The sequence below is a fragment of the Profundicola chukchiensis genome (genome assembly GCF_029664245.1).
Taxonomy (GTDB): Bacteria; Bacteroidota; Bacteroidia; order Flavobacteriales; family Weeksellaceae; genus Profundicola; species Profundicola chukchiensis.
This window is the reverse complement of sequence record NZ_JANAIE010000008.1, coordinates 50,878-75,185: the sequence shown is the minus strand read 5'-3', so window position 1 is coordinate 75,185 and position 24,308 is coordinate 50,878. Positions and strand designations below refer to the sequence as shown.

Genomic DNA, 24,308 nt, shown 5'->3' with positions numbered 1-24,308 from the left:
ACCAGGAACCTAATTCACCATGCCCTGAATACGTTGACAATAATGGTGTTTCTATTGATTCCGATGGTGATAACGTAGCAGATTGTATAGATAATTGTCCGAATACACCTAATCCAGATCAAGCTGATTTAGATGGTGATGGAATTGGTGATGCTTGTGACCCTGATATTGATGGTGACGGTATTCTAAACGCTGAGGATTGCGATCCTTATGACGCTACGATTACTACCGGAGATACTTGGTATGCCGATACAGATGGTGATGGTTATGGAGACCCTAACAATTCTATTGTGAGTTGTACTCAACCAACAGGTTATGTCGCTGATAATACGGATTGTGATGACACCAATCCAAACATCAATCCTGGTGCTGCGGAAATTCCGGGCAATGGTATCGATGAGAATTGTGACGGTACTGATGGCACAGTTCCTCCAGTAGATTCAGATGGGGATGGTATTCCTGATAATGTTGATAATTGTCCGAATACACCTAACCCAGATCAAGCTGATTTAGATGGTGATGGCATTGGAGATGCTTGTGACCCTGATATTGATGGTGACGGTATTCTAAACGCTGAGGATTGCGACCCTTATGACGCAACGATTACCACCGGAGATACTTGGTATGCCGATACAGATGGAGATGGTTATGGAGATCCTAACAATTCTATTGTGAGTTGTACTCAACCAACAGGTTATGTCGCTGATAATACGGATTGTGATGACACCAATCCAAACATCAATCCTGGTGCTACGGAAATTCCGGGCAATGGTATCGATGAAAATTGTGATGGCACTGATGGCACAGTTCCTCCTGTAGATTCAGATGGGGATGGTATTCCTGATAATGTTGATAATTGTCCGAATACTTACAATCCAGATCAACACGATGGAAATGGAGACGGAATTGGAGATGCTTGTGAAGCTTGCGATATCCCAACCGGAGTCGTACTCAATAGGCTAAGCGATACAACTGCCGATTTTATAGCAGATAATTGGACCTGGCATTATCAAGGATCTGCCAATAGAGCAGGAAGACCTTTACGTCCATATCCTATGTACGGAATGAACGATATGTCAATTGAAGGAGGAACTCCTTATGTTCAGCATAGATTGATTCCAGCATTCGATTATGATATTTGGTTGAGAACTATTTGTCCTGAAGGCGGTTATAGCGCTTGGGTTGGTCCGATCTATTTACCTAGATTTAATGCGTTACAAGCTAGAAAGACAATTGATTTAGTTGTTGTACCAAATCCAACCAAGGACTATATTAAGCTTGAAAAAGTGAAAGCGATTCGCATTGCAGTCTATGATGCCTATGGTAAGTTTATTTTCCAAAGTGAGGTTATTGATAATCATGTAGATTTAAGACAACTTCAAACAGGTACCTACTTAATTAAGGTATGGGATAGAGAAAATAACGTATATCTAGCACAGGTGATTAAAATGTAAAATCAACTTCATTTATTAATAATTTAAAACTAAGCCACTTTGAAAAAGGTGGCTTTTTTAATTCACAAAATTCATTTTATAATTCAAAGCCATAGAAATCCTATTCTAAGAAACTTCAGATTAAAAAGGAATTACAATTTAAAACTAATGTTTTTCGTATATTTAATATCTGAAATCTTTAAAATTATACATATGAATTTTATTATTAACCTTTTAGTTACAGCTGTTTCAGCATTTCTATTAGCAGAATATATATTTGCTGATGGAGTTCACATCGAGGGCTTCATGCCAGCTATCATATTTGCTTTGGTGTTCGGTATTGTAAATGCCATCATAAAGCCTATTTTAGTTGTACTTACCATCCCTGTTACAGTCCTATCTTTAGGTCTATTCATCTTTGTGATTAATGCTTTGATGGTGATGTTGGCCGCCTATTTTGTCAACGGTATCGAGATAGATAGCTTTTGGTGGGCACTAGGATTTAGTGTATTGCTAGCTATTGTTAGTTCTCTTCTTGGCTCATTAGTTGGAGTGAAGAAATGATGATGTTACCTGAATGGAGTTTATATTTCATGAGTGGAATTTACTTGCTTGCGGGTTTATTCCACTTTGTGAAACCTAAAATTTATAAATCTATAATACCTAAAAGCATTCCTAACCGAATGCTTTTAGTTTATCTAAGCGGATTAGCAGAAATTTCTTTAGCTATCATGTTATGGTTCCCAAGCACAAGAAATTTCGCGATTTATAGTATTATTTGCATGTTAGTTATATTTCTGTTGGTTCACTTTTATATGCTAACAGATGCTTACAGAACCAAATTACCAACTTGGCTTTTATGGCTTAGAATTCCATTGCAATTTTTATTAATGTGGTGGGCTTATCAATACTTAATTCTTTAAATTTTGTTAATTAAGGAGTGAAATCCGAATTTATTATCTTCTCATGTTTAGAATTTTTATTAAAATTAATATCTTCACACCTTTAAATTTAATTCTTTAATAGCCTGTATTGAAAAGGTGTGATTAAGAATAGAACTTAAACCTTAAGCACCTTATATCGAGTCCATTAAAAATTAAAACATAGATGATTTCAGTAATTAAATATATTTTATTCACTTTCGTAATTATGTTCAGTATGAGCTGTAAAACCAATCACGAAGCATCTAAGTCCTTCAATACATTGGCTTATAGCGAGTATGGAGCAGAAATGGAAGCTACCCAACGCTTGATCAAAAATCAAGAAGATTACGAAAGTATTTATACTAAAGTATATGTAAATCTATCTCCAGCTCCAGAAATGCCTAAGGTAGATTTCAATAAAAATGCTGTAATATTTTTACACTTTGGAGGTTTCAATTATGGAGGAATCTCTTATGAAGTAAAAGAAATAAAACAAGAAGATAAAGACTTAAACATACATTTGATTCGTCATTCACCTAAGCCTGGAGAGCCTGCACTAACAGTGATGACAAACCCATTTATGTTCATCGAAGTTCCTAAATTCAAATCTGAAATTGATCATATTAATATTATAAAAGTAGAAAAAGATTAAAATGCAAAAAGTATATTTGGACAATGCTGCTACAACGCACATGCACGAGGAAGTGATTCAAGAAATGGTGAATGCCATGCGTTTTAATTTTGGTAATCCTTCGTCTAGCCACTTTTTTGGAAGAGAAAGCAAAGGATATATTGAAAAAGCTAGAAAAACAATCGCTCAATACACGGGTGTTACATCTGCTGAAATTATCTTCACCTCAGGCGGAACCGAAGCAAATAACTTAATTTTACGCTCGAGTGTAGAGTATCTTGGTGTCGAAAGAATTATTACGACTAGAATTGAGCACAGCTGTGTTGCTGAAACAGTTAATTCACTAAACAAGAATCAAAATATTCAAGTTGATTATGTCAATCTTAACGACAAGGGCGAAATTGACTTAGAAGACTTACAACAGCTTCTTAAAGCATCAGATAAGAAAACCATTGTTTCTATAATGCACGCCAATAACGAGATTGGAAACTTAAACCCAATAGAGAAAATTGGTGATTTAGCACATGCTCATGATGCATACTACCATAGTGATATGGTTCAAACCTTAGGGCATTATGCTATTAATTTAGAGAATCTACCTGTTGATTTTGCAAGTTCGAGTGCGCACAAGTTCCATGGTCCAAAAGGTACTGGATTTGCCTATATCAAAAAGTCCACTGGCTTAAAAGCTCAGATTACCGGTGGTGGACAAGAAAGAAATATGCGTTCGGGTACAGAAAACGTACATGGAATTTTAGGTTTAGGTAAAGCTTTTGAAATGGCCAACGAAAACCTAGAAAAAGACATGGATTACATTTTTGCATTAAAGGAATATGCTATCCAAGAATTACAATCTGCATTCCCTGATATTCACTTCAACGGAATGTGCGCAACAGAAAATAGTTTATATACTTTGTTGAGCCTTTCATTACCATTTAAAGATGGATTAATCGGTTTTGAATTAGACTTACGTGGAATTGCTTGTTCACAAGGAAGTGCCTGTCAATCCGGTGCTGCAAAAAGTTCTCGCGTTTTAAATGAAATTTTAAGTGAAGACATGATTGCATCTACAACACCTCTACGTATTTCATTCTCAACACATAACAAAAAAGAAGACATTGACTATTTACTTAGTGTTTTAAAAGAAATTAGCGCAAGACATAGCGCTACGGCCTAAGATGCATTAGCCAAATTATGAATTAAAGTCTTGTTAAAAGACAAGTTTTAAACAATAAAAGCGTAGTATTTCTATTATTTAAGTAATATGATACTACGCTTTTTTTTATTGACTTTATTCATTTTTGGAATTAATAACTTATCGGCTCAAACAAGTTTAGAAGCCCAAAATAGAATCTTAAAACAATTTAATCACCTCATCCCAAAGTCTGCTTCTTTTGCAAGTTGGACAATGTACGAAGGAGATATTAATGGTGATAAAAAGAAAGATTATATCTTCAGTTATATACTTTCGAACAAACACAACAGGAGTTCACACGCGGGTTCTGGTGTGATATTAGTAACCAAAGGAAAGTCTAATAAATTCTCTCTTCTAGGTCATATTCCGTCTAGCAATAAGAATATTTATGCCTTTAATGCTTTCTCAAAAAACATCTTGCATCTTAGCGAATATGACGCTGCTTCTAATTACCAAAAAGTAAAGCGCCAGTTAAAATACCAATTGAAAGGTGGTAAGTTTGTTAGGCTTTAATTCAGTAACAAAAACCTTCATCAACTAATTTAATTTCGAATTAATTGATCAGTCAACGTAAATATTGGTATTATGTTTAAAGTTCAGTTTTAAGAATTAAGATTTTCCCTCTTGAAAAGAATTTCAAAAAGCCAATACTTTAAATTATAATCTCAGTATATATTTACTCCACTACGTCACCGAATAAATCAAATTCAGTAGCATCAGTAATTTTAACTTGAACGAACTCACCGATAGGCAAATAAATGTCGGTGCCTTTGATTAAAACCTCATTATCCACATCTGGAGAGTCAAATTCAGTTCTACCAATAAAGTATTCTCCTTCTTTTCTATCAATTAAAACTCTAAATTCTTTACCGATTTTTTCTTGATTAAGCTCCCAAGAAATCTGGGTTTGAATTTCCATGATCTCCTCTACTCTTCGCTCTTTTTCCTCCTGCGGAACATCATCCACTAAGTTGTGCGCGTGCGTATTTTCTTCGTGTGAATAAGTAAAGCATCCTAAACGATCAAATCTTTGCTCCTGTACCCATGCTTTCATTTCCTCAAAATCTTCTAAGGTTTCTCCTGGATAACCACAAATCAATGTCGTACGTATCGCCATATTTGGAACTTTAGCTCTAAAATCAGCCAACAAAGCATTGGTCTTTTCTTTAGTTGTTCCTCGGCGCATAGATTTCAATAATTTTGTTGAAATATGCTGTAACGGAATGTCTATATAATTACAAACTTTTGGCTCATCTTTTATGACCTCCAAAACATCTGTTGGGAACCCTGTTGGGAAAGCATAGTGCAAACGTATCCACTCTATTCCTTCAACTTTTGCTAACTGCTTTAACAAATCACCTAAAGCTCTACGCTTATATAAGTCTAAACCATAATAAGTCAAATCTTGAGCAATTAAAATCAGTTCTTTCGTACCGTTTTTAGCAAGCTTCTCTGCTTCTTTCACTAAATCCTCCATAGGAGTTGACTTGTGCCCACCACGCATCAACGGAATCGCACAGAACGAACAAGGTCGATCACAACCTTCTGCAATCTTCAAATAAGCATAATGTCTTGGCGTAGTCGTTAACCTCTCTCCTACCAATTCATGTTTATAATCTGCGCCCAAAGCTTTCAAAAGAAGTGGCAATTCTCTTGTTCCAAAATATTGATCAACATCTGGAATTTCCTTTTCTAAATCTGGTTTATATCGTTCGCTCAAACATCCTGTAACGAAAACTTTCTCTACAAGACCTTGATTTTTAGCTTCAACGAATTCAAGAATAGTATTAATTGACTCTTGTTTGGCATTATCAATAAAACCACAAGTATTGATTACAACAATATCTCCTTTTACTTCATGTTCCACTTCCTTACCATTTGCCTTCAATTGGCCCATGATAACTTCAGAGTCATAGATGTTTTTTGAACATCCTAAAGTAACCATGTTAATCTTCTTCTTTCCTACAGATTTCGTACGCATAAAAATATTTCAGGCTGCAAAGTTACGGAATTAGTATTTACCTTAAGCATTTGAATATTATCGTAGCTAAAATAAAACAACCTCATCCGGTTGGAATGAGGTTGTTCATTATAAAGTGTAAGGAATTATATAAATCTAAATTTAAGACTTTTTTGCGATATATTCTTCTGGCGTCTTTCCAAATACACGTTTAGCATATCTGAATCTCTTACTCCAATAGTTCATAGACAACGGAGAAATCGTAACACCTGTAGACGTACCTGCATGTATAAACATAATATCATCTTCAGTTACCTCAACTACCATTCCCACGTGTGAAATATTAGATTTCGGACTATTTGAGAAAAATATCATGTCTCCCATCTCAATATCTTCGTAAGGAATTTCGCTTCCTACCAAAGCTTGATTTCGAGAAACTCTAGGTAAGGAAATATCATTAGCTGAATACACACTTTGCATAAATGCAGAGCAATCTATCCCGCGTCTGGTAGTCCCACCATAAACATAGGGTGTACCTATATAGGTTTTGGCTTCTTCAATTAAACTAAATATGGTTGATTTTCTTTCGGCGAATGACATAGCTTTTCCAATCTCCTGAAGAATCATAATCTCTAATTCGCTTAAGATCTCTTCTTGTTCTTCTGGTAAATCAACTTCTTCAGCAGAGCTTTCCTCAATAATACTTGAAGGAGCTGTAGTTGTTGTCGATGCGAAAGTCGGTCCGGTTTGGGCCTGTACTGTATATGAAATAAAAAATAAGCTGCATGCAGCTAAAAGTCCTCTCAGTTGTGTCGAATGCATAAAGAATATTCCTTATAAAAAATCGAAGTTAAAAATAATAGGATTATTTCTGTTTTTATCGATGTTAGCCTACGTTTGAGATAACTTTAACTTGATTTAACTTTTCATTAAGAAACAAAATAAATCTTATAATAATTTATGTATTTCAAATAAAAGACATTCGCCAGGTTTAAGCTCACCAGACATCCAATGGTCTTCAAAGGAATAAAAATCCCCACTTAAATACTCAATATATTCATTATTATAAGTCCCAAATAGGTTTAAAAAGAACTTTTCATATCCGTATAGATTACTATTCATTATCACTAATATAGTTTTCCAAGGTTGGAAAGCATCATGCCGCTGAAAAGCTATAACCTTCCCAAAACGATTTTCTGGATAGAGAATACTTAAGGTTCTTTCGTCTCCTGTTGCAATCCATTCTTGATTTTTAATTCTTAATAAAGCTATTTTCTGCATGAACTCAACCAATTCAACTGAAGCATCCCAGTCTAGAGATTGACGATTGAATAAGGCCAATGGAAAATCTTTGTAATTTTCTAATTCTTTTTGACTAAAATTAAGTCCTGTGTTCACGGGATGAGTTTCGTTCAATTCATAACCTGAATGTATAAAGGGCAAACAACTAGGCAATAAGGAATTTAATACCCAATACTGTTTTTTGATTAATAAATCTTTTAACCTGGGAGTGTTGTGCGTTTCTGGGCTTCCAAAAAACGGCAAAGGAAGTGCTCTACTTGCAGTAATTAACATATTCCTAATTCCCACATCATGTTCCTTAAACTCCCATTCGAAACCTAAAGTTGCATTGAAACCTGTTTTGCGGCTAGACTTTTTGATTTCGAAATTCTCTTCCCAAAAGCAGAAGTCAGAATCTATTTTCCTTGCTTCTTCTATCAATCGCGTCATCAACGCCTCAGGCAAAGCATGTCCCATATCTAGCATAATTCCATCAATTCCATAATGGGTTTGATAATGCGGAATTATACCAATTAAGGCTTTCCATAATCCAAGATTCCGATTTTCTTCTTTCTCTAAATCCGTATCATAATATCGAATCGAATTATAGGCTATATAATTAAAATTTTGCTCAGAAAATTCATCATTATACAACTTTAAATAAGTCACATCATCCCAAGGTGGTTGCTGATCATCTGGTGGCCAATCTGCGAAAGCTCCAGGAATAATTAATTCTCCTTCTTCTGTTTCGGCTATATATTTATTGTTTATAAATTTAATTTGCTCTTTCGAAGGTGGATTAGCAAATAAATTCTGATATTCCTTAGATGGCGCAATACAAGAACTTCTACGATAAGGAACTTTTCGAATTTCTTCTAATTCTTCTGGTGAAAAACTTGGTTTCGTGTAATTCTTTGCTTGATCTTTTTTAATCCAATAAAACCAATCAGGATTATCCTTGATCCAATCACTATCTAAAGAAGCTGTCCTTAAAACAAATTCTAAAACCACACGAATATCCAACATATGACATGCCTCCACCAATGCTTTAAATTGCTCTTCTACACTAAATGGTATAGCTGTTTCGGCTAAACTTTCGTCTAATTGATAAGGATTCTTAATGGCATAAGGCGAACCAAGGTCTCCTCGATTTCCGTCGATTCCAATTTTAGTTATCGGCATTAAATGCAATACGTTACATCCAAAACTTTTGATGTAAGGCAACATGCTAATCATCTTAAGAAAGGTTCCAGTTTTCTTAACGACTTTTCCCTTATGTTTAAAATCCTCTAAATCACCAGAGTTATTATGATCATACGCTGCCGTAAATCTTGGAAAAGCATTATAAACCACGGAGTAATAACTCCAATCTCCTCCGATGCCATGATGTTCATTATTTATTTTAGATAATGACTGATTATAATCCTCGTTTCGGTCGTAGGATAATATTTCTTCGAGCTTATTCAGATAGAATTCATTAAAACTTAAACTCGAATTCCCAGAAGTCGGTTTATCATAAATCCACAAATTAGGAACCTTATATTCCTCTAAATCCCAAGCATTTTCCTTAAAAAACTTGTGAATTTCTTTTAGGTACGAAACGGATTTTTTCATTCAAGGAAAGATACAATTTTTTAATGATTTAGCGAATCAGTATCTTGAACATTCAAATTCAGTTGAGACTTAGCATTAAGGTCTTCTTTTGAATTGAAAATAAAAACAAAAATTCGCATGAGAATACTCCTATTCATCGCCATCCTACTGAGTTTAAGCTCTTGTAGCCTTGAACAAAAGTTAATTAAAAGTGCCAAAGAAGATATTCAAAAACTAGCGTCTGATGATTTTCATGGTCGTGGATATATGCATCAAGGGCTCGAAAAAGCAGAAAGTTATATAGCCCATAAATTTCAAGAAATAGAACTTGAGCCCGTTTATCCAAACTATCGGCAAAAAGTCACTTACCCTGTGAATATCATTAAATCTGTAGATTTAAAAATTAATGGAAAGCCACAAGAGTATGGAGTAAATTATTTAGTAGGTCCAAATTCTGAAAGTGACAATATCTCCTCCACTACTTTTCATTTTCCGGATGATATTTTTGACTTTTCTCTACAAGATGGAAAGGAAACCTTTCGAATTCTTTCCCTGAATCAAGGTAAAATTCCTGTTCTTGATTTTAGAAATGCCACCGACAGTTTAAAACAAAATCTATTCGCTTTTAGTGATTATTTAGATCAAGAAAAGAATCATTATAATATACCAGCCATCATACATGTGCACGAAAAATTAATTCACGGTATAAGTGACCACCAAGACAACTTCATTCATGTTTTCTTAGATGATTTACCTAAAGAAGGAAGCGAAATTCAACTGAACTTGGCGGCAGATCTCGAAACTTCTTTTACTTCTCATAATATTGTTGGAAAAATAAAAGGTAGCAAAAGTGATAAGGCCATTTTGATCATGGCGCATTTCGATCATTTAGGTCAAATTAATGAAACCGTTTTTCATGGAGCTAATGATAATGCAAGCGGTGTCGCGATGTTGATACAATTAGCAAAGTATTTTAAGAGCCATCCCATTGAGAATGATGTTTATTTTTATGCTATGACTGGAGAAGAAGCTGGTTTAAAGGGAGCTTTCGAAGCGGTTCAACATTTACCCGTACCGAAAGAGGATATAAGATTTGTAATTAATTTAGATATTCTGGGAACAGGCGATGATGGTATCCAAGTGGTAAATAGCAGCATTTATAAAAATGAATACGAACTGCTACAACAAATCAATCGTGAGCATAAATTATTAAAACAAATTAAAAAACGTGGAGAGGCCTGTAATTCAGACCACTGCCCTTTTCACATGGCAGAAATCCCGAGTTTCTTTATTTATACGCTATGCGGAATTTCACATTATCACAATCCACTAGATAAAGCAGAAACATTACCTTTGACAGAGTTTTACAGTGTTTATGAATTACTTACCAAATTCATAGAAAAACTTTAATTTAATTTTAAGCATATGAGAATTATAATTCTAGCCCTTTGCCTTTTAATCATTTCCTCTTGTAATAAAACCCAAAATATAAGTCCGCAACAAGAATATGATTTATGGATTCAGCGCGCTTTGGTTTTGCTACCCAATGGGACTACAGAAGCTATGGATGTTTTAATAAAGGATGGTGAAATCATAGAATTAGTTCCAAATCCTGATTTAAAAATAACTGATAGCAAGGTAGAGGATGCAAAAGTTATCGACGCCAATGGAAATTTCTTAATGCCTGGTTTTATTGATGCGCATGCCCATTTTATTTCATTAGGTAAAAATAAAGCCAATCTTGATTTTCTTTCAACCACATCTTGGGAAGAAGTAGTTACTATGGTTAAAGAAAAAGCTGCTGAATTACCAAAAGGCGAATGGATTGTAGGTAGAGGTTGGCATCAAGAAAAATGGCCGAATCTTCCTAACGAAATGATTGAAGGTTTTCCTGTTCACGATGAATTATCAAAAATTTCACCTGATCACCCTGTAATGCTAACTCATGCGAGCGGACATGGATTAATTGCGAATGCCAAGGCCATGGAACTTGCCCAAGTAAATGCAAGCTCAAAATCACCAGATGGTGGTGTAATTCTATTTGATCAAGAGGGTCAACCTACGGGAGTTTTTCAAGAAAATGCCATGTCTCTGATTTCTCGTGCTTATGCGGAAAATCAAAAGAATAAAACCGAAGATGATCTTGCCAAAGAGTGGCTAAATTATTTAAGATTAGCAGAAGAAGAATGTCTTTCTCAAGGAATTACTACTGTTCACGATGCCAGCATTAGCTTTAATGACGCTTTGAAATTCAAAGACTTATCTAATAAGAACGAATTAAATCTACGTTTGTATGCTATGCTAAGCGACCATGCTCTACAAAATACACCTTTACAAACTCTGAGAGATCATGTTGAATCGACACGAGAAGATAGGTTTTTCACCAATACTGCTGTTAAAGCCTTTGTTGATGGCGCACTTGGTTCGCGAGGTGCTTGGTTGATTGAAGATTACTCAGATTTACCAGGCTATAAAGGAGAAAATGTTACACCTTTTGAGAGTTTAGAAAAAACGGCAGAAATAGCAAAGGAATTAGATGTTCAAGTTTGTATTCATGCTATTGGCGATAGAGGAAACCGTGAAGTAATAGATGTTTTCGAGAAAGTTGCTGGTGATGAAATTGGCGAGAGAAGATGGAGAATTGAACATGCACAACACTTAAATCCAACGGATATCGATCGCATAGCTGATTTGAATATTATTGCCAGTATGCAAACCGTTCACTGCACTTCAGATGCACCTTATGCGGTTAAAAGACTAGGTGAAAAACGCGTTGAAGAAGGCGCATATGTATGGCAAACCTTGTTAAATAAAAATATTCATATCGCGAATGGAACCGATGCACCGATTGAAAGAATTAATCCATTTGAGAATCTATACGCAGCTGTTACACGCAAGAGATTAGACAATGATGAAGCCTTTTATCCAAATCAAAAAATGTCTAGAGAAAAAGCCTTAGAAATTTATACTCAAGCCAATGCTTTTGCTGGATTTCAAGAGGATTGGAAAGGCAAAATAGAAAAAGGCTATGTTGCTGATATCGTGATTTTAGACACCAATTTATTAACTTGTGAAGAAAGAGATATCCCCAATACAAAAGTGCTTTACACCTTGGTAGGTGGTCAAATTAAATATACCGCTGAATAATTATAAAACATGATTTCTAAAAAGACGAAATACGCCATTAATGCCTTGGTTTATATTGCTAAGAACAAAAAGCATGAGCCGATAAGTGTAATGACGATTTCTGAACATCAAAATATTCCTGTTAAGTTTTTGGAAAACATTCTATTTGAACTTAAAAAAGCTAAAATTCTATCTAGTAAGCGCGGAAAATACGGTGGTTATTTACTAAACGATTCACCAGATAATATACATATGGCGCAAGTAATGCGTCTTTTTGATGGTGCGATTGCTCTACTACCCTGCGTGACTTATAATTATTATGAAAAATGTGAGGAATGTGTTGATGAGGCAACTTGTGGTATTCGACAAGTGGCGATGGAAATTAGAAATGAAACCGTAAAACGTTTAAAAGAAAGTACGCTCAAAGATATTATTCAACGAGAAGCAATTCTTAAAAATGAAAGCTTAAATCCTACTAAAGATTAAACTTAACTAGGTTTATTTTCACAATTTCTCTCTTGAAAATCACCTATAAATCCTTAAAACTGCCATTTTAACAAATCCAGGACTTTAGCACGAAAGTTGCGAGAATTTTGTAAATTCAAAGTTTTAGATGGCATTCATAGATTATTATAAAATTCTTGGCGTAAATAAGGACGCTTCCGATGCGGATATCAAAAAGGCTTATCGCAAACTAGCGCGTAAGCATCATCCTGATTTAAATCCGGATAATAAAGAGGCGCAACAGAAGTTTCAGCAGCTAAATGAAGCTAATGAAGTATTGAGCGATCCAGAGAAACGCAAGAAATATGATGAATATGGCGAGAACTGGAAGCATGCCGAAGAAATAGAAAAACAACGTCAACAACAGCAACAATATCAGCAATCAAATCCTTTTGGCAGTGGCGGCCAAGAATGGTCTCAAGCTTATTCAGGTAACTTTGACGAAGGTCAGTTCTCAGATTTGTTTGGAGATTTATTTGGTAGCCGTTCTGGTGGTTTTAGAAGCAGTCAACGACAGTTTCGTGGACAAGATTTTCATGCTAGCTTAGAATTAAGTCTAAAACAAGCATCAGAACCGCACAAACAGACCTTGGCTGTGAATGGCAAAAACATTAGAATCACGATTCCTGCAGGTGTCTATGATGGACAAGAAATTCGACTTCCGGGTCATGGTGGCGAAGGCGTAAATGGAGGTCCGAAAGGAGATTTATATATCACTTTTAGAATTACACCAGACCCAATATTTAAACGAGATGGAGATCACCTGTATAAAACCGAAAAAATCGATTTATACACAGCTGTTTTAGGTGGAGAAATCACATTAGTCACTTTTGATGGTGAGGTAAAATTAAAAGTAAGACCAGGTACTCAGAATGGAACTCAAGTGAGATTGAGCGGCAAAGGATTCCCTAAATACAAGCAAGATGCTAAGTTTGGAGACTTATTTGTGACTTATGAAGTTGAAATTCCAACAAAACTAAGCAGCAAGCAAAAAGAATTATTCGAAGAATTAGCAAAACTGAAGTAGATCATGGAAACTAGATATATTAAAATAACAGAATTCTGCGAAAACGAGAAAATAGAAACTTCTTTTCTATTAGAACTTAATCGCGAAGGTCTTCTACGCCTTGAGAAACAAGAGGAAGTGGAATATATTGACCAAAATGATTTACCTCAAATTGAAATGTTTGCTCGCTGGCACTACGAATTAGGAGTTAATTTAGAAGGAATTGACGCCATGCGCCACATGTTAGAACGCATGAAAGAAATGCAAAAACAAATTCAAATTTTAGAGAAAAAACTACAGATATAAACTATCTGAATTTAAATTAAATACAAAACATAACAAAGAAATATATGGATCATAAAATCTCAATTTACGATAAAAACAATATGCCAAGCGAGGCCAAACAAGAAGCTATTGCGAGTTTTCTATACACGCATTTAGATGAATACGGCGACGAAAAAAAGTATATCTCTAAGTGTATGGATTATGCCTTAGAAAAATTTGATTCTAAAGGCGGTTTCGTTATGACGATTGAAGATGGCGACACCATTAAAGCAGCAACTATTTTCAATCACACGGGAATGGGCGGATATATTCCAGAAAACATTTTGGTTTATATCGCAACACATGCAGATCATCGTGGTGAAGGCCTAGGTTCTACCTTAATGAAAAATGCGATTGATCACGCAGAAGGCGATGTAGCTTTACACGTAGATAGAGATAATCCTGCAAAAGGACTTTATGAGAAATTAGGTTTTACTAATCCTTATTTAGAAATGCGTTTGAAGCGTTAATTAAATTTGAATTAGCACTAAAACCTACCCTAACTATTCATTTAAAATAAAATGGCTGAACTAATAATACATACCGATAAAATAAAGGAAAACATCAAAAACTTATCTGCTTTTTTTAAGGAGCATAATGTTTATTGGAGTTTGATTACCAAAGTTTTTTCGGGTGATAAAGAATTTCTGAAAGAACTACTTACGGATGACGTAATTGAAAACATTCAATCGGTGGGTGATTCACGCTTAACAAGTCTTAAGAACTTAAAGGCAGTGAATCCAGATATGCGTACGATTTACATTAAACCACCTGCAAAAATGTATGTGGAAGAAGTAATTAAATACGCAGACATTTCATTGAATTCATCCTATGAAACCATTGAAGCCCTAAACGAAGAGGCCAAGAAACAAGACAAAATTCATCATATCATTATTATGATTGATTTGGGTGAATTACGCGAAGGTGTGAACCGCTCTGATATTATGGATTTTTATGAAAAAGTCTTCGAAATGTCTAATATTTCGGTGATTGGTATTGGATCTAATTTGGGTTGTATGTATGGAATTGAGCCAACTTATGAAAAGCTAGAAACCCTTGCGAATTATAAGGAACACATCGCCGAAAAATTCAACCGAAGTGTTTATATGCTATCCGGCGGATCGAGTATTACTTTGCCACTTTTGAGGGATGAAACCATTCCAGAGGGAATCAATCATTTCCGAATTGGAGAAGCTGCATTCTTTGGCACAACACCTGTTGAAGCTAGTCAATTTTTAAATTTAAACACAGATACTTTTGAATTTAGCGCCAACATCATCGAATTAGAGCAAAAACAATTGGTGCCTGATGGAGAAATGAGCGATGCCAGCATTGGAAACATTGCAGAAATCGACGAGAAAGATAGCTCTAAAACCACTTTTAAAGCTATTATGGACTTTGGCCTGTTAGATGTTAATCACGAGGATTTATCAACCACAGAACAAACCAAGGGAATTAAATTTGTGGGAATGACAAGCGATATGATTGTGATTGATTTGGGTGATAATTTAGATGAAAACGGCAACCAACGATTTAAAGTAGGTGACAAATTATATTTTCAGCCAAATTATATGGCGGTGGCTAGGTTATTAGTTTCTAAGTTTATTGATCGCGTTTACGATTAATTACTCAACGATCTATCGACATCTTTAAAAGGACTTCTTTGAATCCATTCTTCGGGTTGATAAAACTTACTGAATATTGATTTCAGAACTTTATTCATCCAAGGATTTGTATGTTTTAAAAGTCCAAAGGTTTCGATGGGCTCTGCTCCTACCGAACTTTTGATTTCCATCGCGGTACGAGAAAGATCTAAGCTATCAAATCCAAAGTCTATCCCGTAGGTTATCATTTGATAAAGCAAATTGAGGTATAATTGATTTTCCTTTTGTAATTCAGCATCATAACCCAAAAAACCAGCTTCTAATTGTTCATTATTTTCAATAATTGAATAAAATGAAACCAAAGAATCTTGTTTAAAACCACCAAATAATTTGAATTTATTCGGCATTTGCTTCTTCATTTCTACAAAATAATTCTCAGGCAATTGATATAGAGAAAAATCTGCATTATTTAAAACATTCAAATAGAGCTGATAAATTGAATTATTCCACCTTAGAATTTCTTCCAAATTTAACTCTCGATAAACAATACCTTCGGATTTCTTAAATGCTCTCTTGGCTCGGGTTCTGTATTTAGTACGCATCGCATCGAGATAATCATCGAAGACTTTCCATTCTTTTCTAAATTCGAAAACCATATTTGGCTGAACTGTAAAAGCTTGATAATCTTTAAAGATTTTCTCAACTCTTATTTTAGAATCCTGATAGAAGTCTTTGATACCCATCAGTTGAATCGGCAATTTTTCCTTTTTAGAAATCTGCCTGATTTCATTTAAGGCTTCTTTTAATAAACTTAAAACCTCTAATTCGTCAACATTTTCATCATAAACATAGGCATGCTCGCCCGTGAGTTTTAGATTTCCAAGGCACAGAATATTGATATTAAGAAGATTGAGCAACTCTTCTTTCATCGAGCTTGGATTATTTCTATAAACCTCTTCACCTTGAACACGCACACGCTGAACAATAGCTTTACCAACCAATTTATCTAATTGATAAACAGCAATATAAAACACATCCATGTTTTTAGGTAGTGCATTTTCTTGTGCTGTGAGATAGGCTAAATTTAAAAATTCATCTTTGCGCAGCCTATCCCATTCTTGTGGAAGTTCTTGAACAGAAGTATAAAGGCTGTAGCTCAAATGCGTCATAAATTAAGGCAAAAATAGAAAGTTTTGTAGTGGAATAATACTTATAAAATTTAATCCCGAAAAGTTAATTAGCTTCCTTTTCAGACAACTCTAACCAGCGCATTTCTGCCTCTTCAATTTTATCTTTAATTTGCTGATACTTTTCAGAGATTTCTGTGATTTTATCTAAATCCAAACTTGTGTCCGTTAATTTAGCTTCTAACTCCTTACGTTTTTCTTCTAATTTAGGTAAGTCCTTTTCGATTTGTTTAAACTCTTTTTGCTCGTTATAAGTCAATTTATTCTCATTTGACTTAGGCTTAGGCTGCTGTTTAATTTCTTCAGATTTTTGCTTACTCGCCTCTAGCTGCTGAGCTTTTTGGTCCAAGAAATATTCTGTATAAGTTCCGTAGAATGTCGAAATCTTACCTTGACCATCAAAAATCATTAACTCATCTACCACCTTGTCCATAAAGTAACGGTCGTGGGAAACGATCAATAAACAACCAGAATAATCATTTAAGAATTGCTCTAAAATAGTTAAAGTAGGCAAATCTAAATCGTTGGTAGGCTCATCCAGAATCAAGAAATTCGGATTTTTATAGAGAACACTTAATAATTGCAAACGCTTTTTCTCACCTCCACTCAATCTACTAATCGGCGTGTACTGTTGTTGTGGCTCGAATAAGAACAATTGCAAGAATTGACTTGCCGACATAGAACCACCATTGGCTAATGGGAAGTTTTCTGCAATATCCGTTACAAAATCTATAACACGCTGCTCTGGTTTATATGAAATTCCATCTTGCTTAAAATGTCCAAAAACAAGCGTATCTCCTCTATCGATTTCTCCAGAATCTGGTTGAACATCACCTTCTAGAATCTTAAGAAAGGTTGACTTACCAACACCATTTTTACCGATGATTCCAATCTTTTGACCACGTGCAAATAAGTTGGAATAATTATCTAATATCTTTTTCTCACCATAAGCAAAACTCACCTCCTCGAACTCAACAATCTTTTTACCCAAACGCGTCATCTGCATTTCTAATAAAAGATTTTGGTCTACAATCTTACGCTTAGCAACTTCTTCGGTTTTATAGAAAGATTGCTCCCTACTCTTTGATTTGGTAGTTCTCGCTTTAGGTTGACGACGCATCCATTCAAGCTCTTTTCTATAAAGGTTTTTAGCCTTATCAATATTCGCTTGAAGGTTTTCGATTCGGTTCGCTTTATTGGTCACATAGGTTTCGTAATCACCACGATGAACATAAATCGTTTGATCTTCTAATTCCAGAATTTGTGTACAAATTGAATCCAAGAAATATCTATCGTGGGTCACCAAAAGCAAAGTTCGGTTCTCTTTGTTGATGAAGTATTCTAACCACTCCACCATTTCAATATCTAGGTGGTTGGTAGGCTCATCTAAGATTAATAATTGATGCCCTTCGTCAATCGAAATATCAATTAAAAATTTAGCTAATGAAATCCTTTTACGTTGTCCACCCGATAGGCTTCCAATCTTTTGGTTTAAGAAATCAATCTTTAAATTAGAGAAAATCTCCTCAAATAATGACTCAACATTCCAAGCATTCGCTTCATCAATCTGGGTCATTACATCAATCAAACGCTGATCAGAAATACCTTCGTTCAAATAAGATTGATATTTATTTAATAACTGCAAAACATCATTATCATGCGCATAAATGATGTCTTTCGCTAACAAATTCTCGTCGAAGTCATCACCTTGCTCTAGCGTGTAAACATCGATTCCACGATGAATTTCAACCTCACCAGAATCAGGTGTTTCAACACCCTGAATAATTTTTAATAAAGTAGACTTACCACTTCCGTTTTTAGCTACAATGGCAATATTATCGCCTTGATTGACAATAAAATTAACATCCTCAAACAAAGTTCGGATGCCATAGGATTTAGTAAGATTGGTGATAGTTGCGAAAGTCACAGATATAATTTAATAATTCAACCTACAAATATACGGCTAAGAAAAGACTATTTCACTATGCCCTTCTATTCTTGAAGCATATCTAGAAATTGCTGCTCAGTTAAGATTTTCACTGTTCCTAACTCTGTTGCTTTTTTAAGTTTTGAACCTGCATTTTCACCCACCACTAAATAATTTAATTTTTTGGTAACGGATGAAACTAATTTACCTCCATTTTTCTCAACCATTTCTTTGGCTTCGTCACGTGTAAATTCCGTCAATTTTCCCGTAAACAAGAAACTTTGCTCGTTTAATTTATCAGAAACATTCTCATCTGCCACCGCTTCGAACTGTAATCCGTAATCCTTTAATTTTTGAATCATTTCAATATGCTCAGGATTCTCGAAATACTTTCTTACACTTTCGGCTATTCTAACACCGATTGTATCTATAGCTTCTAAATCTTCTTGCGAAGCTTTCATAAGAGCATCAATTGTCGGTAAAGCTTTAACTAATTTCTTTGCCACAGTTTCACCCACAAAACGAATTCCTAATCCATACAAAACCTTATGGAATGGAATTTCTTTAGATTTAACAATGGATTCAATGATATTATTCGCAGACTTTTCGGCCATTCGGTCCAATGGCAAAATATCTTCCTTCTTTAAATCATATAAATCTGCAATATTGTTTAACAATCCAGCTTCATGGAAAAGTGCAATCGTTTCAGCACCCACAGATTCCATATCCATGGCTTTTCTGCTCACAAAATGCTCTATTCGTCCTTTGATTTGTGGTGGACAACCATCTTCATTCGGACAATAAAAAGCAGCTTCACCTTCCGCTCTTTCTAGTGGCGTATCACACTCAGGACAAGTTTTGGCAAACTCTATTTTTTCTGCATCAGCTGGGCGAAGATCTAGATTAATATCCACAATTTTTGGAATAATTTCTCCACCTTTTTCAACCATAACGGTATCGCCAATCCTAACGTCTAACTGAGCAATGATATCAGCATTATGCAAAGAAGCACGTTTAACGGTAGTTCCAGCCAATAAAACCGGCTCTAAATTCGCCACAGGCGTAACGGCACCCGTTCTTCCTACTTGGTAAGTAATCGAGTTTAATTTGGTTTGAACCTGCTCTGCTTTAAATTTATAAGCCACAGCCCAACGAGGAGATTTGGCTGTATATCCTAATTCATTCTGCTGATGAATTTCATTTACTTTAATTACAATTCCATCGATTTCATAAGGCAAATCATGACGAGCCTTGTCCCAATGATTAATAAAATCTTGAATTTCTTGTGCATTCTTACAAAGTTGAGCTGCATTCGGAACTTTAAACCCAGCCTGGCGTGCAAACTCCAACATCTCCCATTGAGTATCGAAAGGAAGATTATCACCCAACACTCCGTACATAAAGGCTTCTAGCGGACGTTTAGCCACCTCGGTAGAATCTTGCATTTTAAGACTTCCGCTGGCCGTATTACGTGGATTCATAAAAGGCTCAAGACCTAATTCTTCTCTTTCTGCGTTGAGTTGTTGAAAACCTGTAAAAGGGAGAATGATTTCTCCTCGAACAAAAAGTTCACCTTCTGTAGCTGTTTTTAGTTTTAAAGGAATCGAACGAATGGTTCTAACATTGGTCGTAATTTCATCACCTTGAAAACCATCACCACGGGTAACACCTTCGACTAAATTTCCATCCACATATTTTAAAGAAATCGAAGCTCCGTCATATTTCAACTCACAAACATAAGTCAAGTTAGTTCCCATGGACTTCTCTAAGCGCGCTATCCATTCCTCTACCTCTTCAAATGAATAAGCATTGCTCAAAGAATACATTCTATACTTATGCTCTATGGTTGGGAAATTCTTGGTTACACTACCTCCTACACGTTGCGTTGGCGAGTTAGGACTCGCAAAAGCTGGATGTTTTTCCTCTAGCTCTTGTAATTCGCGAAGTTTCATATCAAACTCATAGTCCGAGATACTCGGTTGGTCTAGTACATAATATTTGTAGTTATGCTCGTCTAATTCCTGAGAAAGCTCTTGAATTCTTTGTTCAATATTCATTTTAAATGCAAGTTTAATAGGTTCACAAATTACGGAATTCGGTTAAGATAAAATACATTGAAAAAAATTATTTTATCGAACCAATTTGTAATGAATGAATTAGAAGTTTGAACTCAAAAAATTTCAAACTTTTTTCAATTTTCATTTTGTGGAGTCAAAAATTAATTTCTATATTTGCAATCGAATTAATCGAAAAGACCCATGGTGTAACGGTAGCACATCGGTTTTTGGTGCCGCTTGTCGGGGTTCGAATCCCTGTGGGTCTACAATTAATGAGATAACCTCCTGAATTTCAGGAGGTTTTTTTTGTGCTTAATTTAAGCATAGAAAAAGGTGCACCTAATGCGCAACCAGAGATAGATTTAGTACATAAAATATTGTTTGAACTAAGATTTTCTTCTATTCCTTGAATATCAAAGATCCATCCGAATCATGTTTAGAAACAACAGAGTACATACACATGCATGCTCCTCTAGAACATTCATCATAAGGAATAATTGTATTTTCTAATGCCTCTTCTACTGAAATCATCTTTTTATTTAGCTTTCTACCTTGAATACAATCCGGAGCTCCTATTATTGCAACCTCTAATTCAACTTTTGAATTATATACATTTGCCTTAACAGAGTTCTCATTGTATAATTTATATAATTCATTTTCTGTTTTACCTTCATGCACTCTTCTAAATGAAGTCATTTCTGAATATATTTCTGCATTTTTTTGATAAAATTCATTTAAAGGTTGATTTTTCTTTGCATTCTCATCTAACATGGAATTAAACATATACCAAACAAAGTCCTCAATTGGTTGAGAATTGTTTTTGTTCCATAAAAGATACTTAGATTTTAAAGCCTCCTCGTCTATATTAAACCTGTTAAAAAAGCTTATATAATTTTTAACAACCCAATTAAAATCTCTCTTTTTCTTTTTCCTTTTAACTTTTCTCTTACTCAGTAGTTGTTGTTTTAACTCCTCTGATATTTCGGATACATCCTGTAACTTCTTAAGCTTTAATTTTAAACCAATCTTTGGATCTTCTTCTATAGCTTTTTCCCAAGATTTTATAGCTTCAGAAACTCTATTGTTTACAACGTAGTACTCTCCTATTAATTTAAATAATTGCGCGCGACCAATTTGTTGTTTCGTTTCTTCATCTTCTAACCCCAACTTTAGTGAATCTAAATATTTTTCATCTTCATAAAAAGACTCATTGGAATCACTAAAGTAAACTAATAATTGATCATAAATCCCGCTACTACATGAATTATCATGATTATGAACCAAACCGTTAACTTCTTTTCCTGAAGGCTTAGTTGATAATTCAGTATTCACCAAAACATCTTTATTTAAAGAATTGCTTTTCGCGGAAACTCTTTTATAGAAGTAAAAAATAAAAATTATAACTAAGATTACTATGATAATTGCAAAAACTTCCATGCTTAAATAGATTAGGTAGTACAATTTATGAATTTTTACTTAAATATCACATCTTAAATCATTTACCCAATCCTCTTCTTATAAATAGTATACTCCTTACAAAGTCGATGACCTTCAAGCCTTTCGATTTCAGCGATCATTTTTTTGTTGTCTTTCATGATTAAATGGCTATCCATAGTCTTAAAACCTAATTCAATAGCTGATTTAAATAAGCTTTCTGCCAAAATCGCATCTAAACCTTTATTCTGCATTGCCGGATCTACTCCTCCTAACAGCAAAACAAGCCTTTTAGAAGTTCTAAAACTCTTCAATAAATGAATCCAGCCTACAGGATAAACTCTTCCCCTAGCCTTGCGAATTCCTTCACTCAAATCTGGCATGGCTATAACAAAAGCCACTACTTTATCGTGTTGATCGACAATAATCTTGATTAATTTCGGATTTAATAAGGGCAAGAAACGATTGGCAAACTCATCACGTTCAGCTTCTGTGACTTCGGTAAATCCATAAATCTCCTGATAGGTTTTATTAATTAATTCAAAAACCCCAGAAACATAAGGTTTTACTTGTTTTCCTTTTTTAAACTCAAGCAACCTAACCTGCTGATTACGCGAAACTCTTTCTATAAATTTTTCGTAGCGAGTTTTTATTTGCTCATCGATGGGAACTTCATACTCATGTAATTTAACGAAAGAATTAAATTGATTTTCCTCAATAAATTCCTTCATATAACGATAGGTACAATTCGTAACGAACATGGTTGGCTCCTCAAAACCTTTGGTCACAAATCCTTGTGGTTCTTTATCTGAAAACCCCATAGGGCCAATCAATTCTTGACAATCTAAGGCTAAAGCCCAATCCGTAACAGCCTTTAATAAGGCATCAAAAACCTCTTTATCCTCATAACATTCCATGTAAGAAAATCGAGCGCACTTAACTTCTTTTCCCTCATTATATTTCGTGGGAATAATACCCATAATTCTACCTACAACTTGTTGATCATTAAAAGCTAAAAACAACTTGGCTTTATTGTTTTTAAAGGATGGATTTCGGTCTTTATCAAAAAACTTTTTATCGTCCATATATAGTGGATGCAACCAATTAGAATGATTTTTATGAATCTTCTCTGGCAAAAAGACGAATTCTTTCCATTCGGATTTAGTTTCTAGTTCTTTTACATTTATAGACATAAGCTTAAGGCTTTTGAGATGATAAATAAATTGAGTTTAAAGTCTTATAAATTACCCATCCCGATACAATACCTGCAAATACGTCTACTGCATAATGCGCCTTTATATAGACCGTTGAAAAGAATAGAACAAGGGCAAATGGAATAATATAAATAAGTAACTTTTTGAAATATTGATTTAAAAATAATAGCATAATTACGGTCACTCCCACATGCGAACTCGGGAATGCAGCAGTAGGCGCCTCTCCTATTTGCTGAATTAGCTTAACGCCTTTAGCAAACCATCCTTGCGCTTGAATATGATTCTCTGGATAGTCAAAATAAAACTGTGGTCCCGCAACTGGAAATAGTATAAATACAAGATAATACAAAACAAAAGAGCCTATTAATAAAAACCCAAAATGATTAAGCTTTCCTGATTTATAAAGTGAAAAAATTATAAATAAAGGCATGAGATAATAAGAAAAATAGCCCATAAACATAAGTTCACTAAACAACATAGATCTATATTGTTTAGAAAATTCTAGAGCTGGCTGAAACCCAAACAAAACCTCATCCCAATGCGATACTAAAGCATCTTGCTTTTCAAAAAACATCGTATTCAGTATAGCAGTTTCTGAGTAAACACTTCCCAAAAACGCATAAACACTAATCAAACTTATCAATTGAAATAGCTGATCTTTTATTCTTGTTTTTAAATACAAAACCAACAATAGCAATCCCACGAATACCAATCTATTGAGTAGAATCGTATTTAAACCTGATGATTCAGGTAAATAGAAAATAGCAGCGACCAAACTTATCATTAAATAAGTCGCCATGATATACCAATATGTTGGGAGATTCAGTTTCAAAAAATAAAGTTGAATTAGGGGGTGCTAAAGTAGTTATTGTTACTTAAACATTTCCCAAATATTAAATTAACATTATA

General features: G+C 34.7%; 21 protein-coding genes, 1 tRNA gene and 1 pseudogene. 14 read left to right on the top strand and 9 right to left on the bottom strand.

What is annotated here, in order from left to right; translation table 11 throughout:
• Positions 1-86: 86 nt before the first annotated feature.
• The 6 genes and pseudogenes from NLM59_RS10500 to NLM59_RS10475 all read left to right on the top strand — a co-directional run.
• Positions 87-1,454, top strand: a pseudogene (locus NLM59_RS10500) (thrombospondin type 3 repeat-containing protein); the annotation flags it as partial.
• Between the two features lie 192 nt (positions 1,455-1,646).
• The gene (locus tag NLM59_RS10495) at positions 1,647-1,997 is read left to right on the top strand and encodes a phage holin family protein (protein WP_304417737.1); all 351 of its coding nucleotides are present in this window, start codon (positions 1,647-1,649) and stop codon (positions 1,995-1,997) included.
• On the top strand, positions 1,994-2,356 hold the full coding sequence (locus NLM59_RS10490) for a DoxX family protein (RefSeq protein ID WP_369426797.1): 363 nt from the start codon (positions 1,994-1,996) through the stop codon (positions 2,354-2,356). The genes NLM59_RS10495 and NLM59_RS10490 overlap by 4 nt, the downstream gene beginning before the upstream one ends.
• Before the next feature lie 184 nt (positions 2,357-2,540).
• Positions 2,541-3,008 (top strand): hypothetical protein, encoded by a 468-nt coding sequence (locus NLM59_RS10485; RefSeq protein WP_304417735.1) that lies wholly within the window; start codon positions 2,541-2,543, stop codon positions 3,006-3,008.
• 1 nt (position 3,009) lies between these two features.
• Positions 3,010-4,164, top strand: coding sequence for a cysteine desulfurase family protein (locus NLM59_RS10480; protein WP_304417734.1), 1,155 nt, complete (start codon positions 3,010-3,012; stop codon positions 4,162-4,164).
• Between the two features lie 87 nt (positions 4,165-4,251).
• Positions 4,252-4,695, top strand: a complete 444-nt coding sequence (locus NLM59_RS10475; protein ID WP_304417733.1) for a hypothetical protein — start codon at positions 4,252-4,254, stop codon at positions 4,693-4,695.
• Between the two features lie 163 nt (positions 4,696-4,858).
• On the opposite strand, the gene rimO is transcribed toward NLM59_RS10475, so the two are convergent.
• From rimO to NLM59_RS10460, 3 genes are all read right to left on the bottom strand, one after another.
• Positions 4,859-6,163: a 30S ribosomal protein S12 methylthiotransferase RimO gene (gene rimO / locus NLM59_RS10470; RefSeq protein WP_304417732.1), complete on the bottom strand. Its 1,305-nt coding sequence runs from the start codon at positions 6,161-6,163 to the stop codon at positions 4,859-4,861.
• Between the two features lie 141 nt (positions 6,164-6,304).
• Positions 6,305-6,964 carry a C40 family peptidase gene (locus NLM59_RS10465; protein WP_304417731.1) on the bottom strand — a complete coding sequence of 220 codons (660 nt, stop codon included), beginning with the start codon at positions 6,962-6,964 and terminating at the stop codon, positions 6,305-6,307.
• Between the two features lie 126 nt (positions 6,965-7,090).
• Entirely contained in the window at positions 7,091-9,037 is a 1,947-nt protein-coding gene (locus NLM59_RS10460) for an alpha-amylase family glycosyl hydrolase (protein ID WP_304417730.1), read from the bottom strand.
• 117 nt (positions 9,038-9,154) lie between these two features.
• On the opposite strand from NLM59_RS10460, the gene NLM59_RS10455 reads away from it, so the two are divergent.
• From NLM59_RS10455 to NLM59_RS10425, 7 genes are all read left to right on the top strand, one after another.
• On the top strand, positions 9,155-10,426 hold the full coding sequence (locus NLM59_RS10455; RefSeq protein WP_304417729.1) for a M28 family metallopeptidase: 1,272 nt from the start codon (positions 9,155-9,157) through the stop codon (positions 10,424-10,426).
• 15 nt (positions 10,427-10,441) lie between these two features.
• Positions 10,442-12,163, top strand: a complete 1,722-nt coding sequence (locus NLM59_RS10450) for an amidohydrolase (protein WP_304417728.1) — start codon at positions 10,442-10,444, stop codon at positions 12,161-12,163.
• A gap of 9 nt (positions 12,164-12,172) precedes the next feature.
• A complete protein-coding gene (locus NLM59_RS10445) occupies positions 12,173-12,628 on the top strand; it encodes an RrF2 family transcriptional regulator (protein WP_304417727.1) in 456 nt (151 codons plus the stop codon).
• Positions 12,629-12,755: 127 nt separating this feature from the next.
• Positions 12,756-13,673, top strand: a complete 918-nt coding sequence (locus tag NLM59_RS10440; protein WP_304417726.1) for a J domain-containing protein — start codon at positions 12,756-12,758, stop codon at positions 13,671-13,673.
• A 3-nt stretch (positions 13,674-13,676) separates the two neighbouring features.
• On the top strand, positions 13,677-13,958 hold the full coding sequence (locus NLM59_RS10435) for a chaperone modulator CbpM (protein WP_304417725.1): 282 nt from the start codon (positions 13,677-13,679) through the stop codon (positions 13,956-13,958).
• Between the two features lie 44 nt (positions 13,959-14,002).
• Entirely contained in the window at positions 14,003-14,446 is a 444-nt protein-coding gene (locus NLM59_RS10430) for a GNAT family N-acetyltransferase (RefSeq protein ID WP_304417724.1), read from the top strand.
• Positions 14,447-14,497: 51 nt separating this feature from the next.
• Entirely contained in the window at positions 14,498-15,601 is a 1,104-nt protein-coding gene (locus tag NLM59_RS10425; protein ID WP_304417723.1) for an alanine racemase, read from the top strand.
• Here the strand turns inward: NLM59_RS10425 and NLM59_RS10420 are convergent.
• The 3 genes from NLM59_RS10420 to ligA all read right to left on the bottom strand — a co-directional run bounded on the left by NLM59_RS10420 (position 15,598) and on the right by ligA (position 20,751).
• A complete protein-coding gene (locus NLM59_RS10420; protein WP_304417722.1) occupies positions 15,598-16,749 on the bottom strand; it encodes a peptidogalycan biosysnthesis protein in 1,152 nt (383 codons plus the stop codon). The two genes, NLM59_RS10425 and NLM59_RS10420, sit on opposite strands and share 4 nt — an antisense overlap.
• A gap of 64 nt (positions 16,750-16,813) precedes the next feature.
• Positions 16,814-18,694: an ABC-F family ATP-binding cassette domain-containing protein gene (locus tag NLM59_RS10415; RefSeq protein WP_304417721.1), complete on the bottom strand. Its 1,881-nt coding sequence runs from the start codon at positions 18,692-18,694 to the stop codon at positions 16,814-16,816.
• Positions 18,695-18,759: 65 nt separating this feature from the next.
• Positions 18,760-20,751, bottom strand: coding sequence for an NAD-dependent DNA ligase LigA (ligA, locus tag NLM59_RS10410; protein ID WP_304417720.1), 1,992 nt, complete (start codon positions 20,749-20,751; stop codon positions 18,760-18,762).
• A 195-nt stretch (positions 20,752-20,946) separates the two neighbouring features.
• On the opposite strand from ligA, the gene NLM59_RS10405 reads away from it, so the two are divergent.
• Positions 20,947-21,017: transfer RNA gene (locus NLM59_RS10405), tRNA-Gln, on the top strand.
• A 133-nt stretch (positions 21,018-21,150) separates the two neighbouring features.
• On the opposite strand, the gene NLM59_RS10400 is transcribed toward NLM59_RS10405, so the two are convergent.
• From NLM59_RS10400 to NLM59_RS10390, 3 genes are all read right to left on the bottom strand, one after another.
• Positions 21,151-22,188 (bottom strand): hypothetical protein, encoded by a 1,038-nt coding sequence (locus NLM59_RS10400; protein ID WP_304417719.1) that lies wholly within the window; start codon positions 22,186-22,188, stop codon positions 21,151-21,153.
• A 62-nt stretch (positions 22,189-22,250) separates the two neighbouring features.
• The gene (locus tag NLM59_RS10395) at positions 22,251-23,378 is read right to left on the bottom strand and encodes a hypothetical protein (protein ID WP_304417718.1); all 1,128 of its coding nucleotides are present in this window, start codon (positions 23,376-23,378) and stop codon (positions 22,251-22,253) included.
• A gap of 4 nt (positions 23,379-23,382) precedes the next feature.
• The gene (locus tag NLM59_RS10390) at positions 23,383-24,231 is read right to left on the bottom strand and encodes a phosphatase PAP2 family protein (protein ID WP_304417717.1); all 849 of its coding nucleotides are present in this window, start codon (positions 24,229-24,231) and stop codon (positions 23,383-23,385) included.
• Positions 24,232-24,308 lie beyond the last annotated feature (77 nt).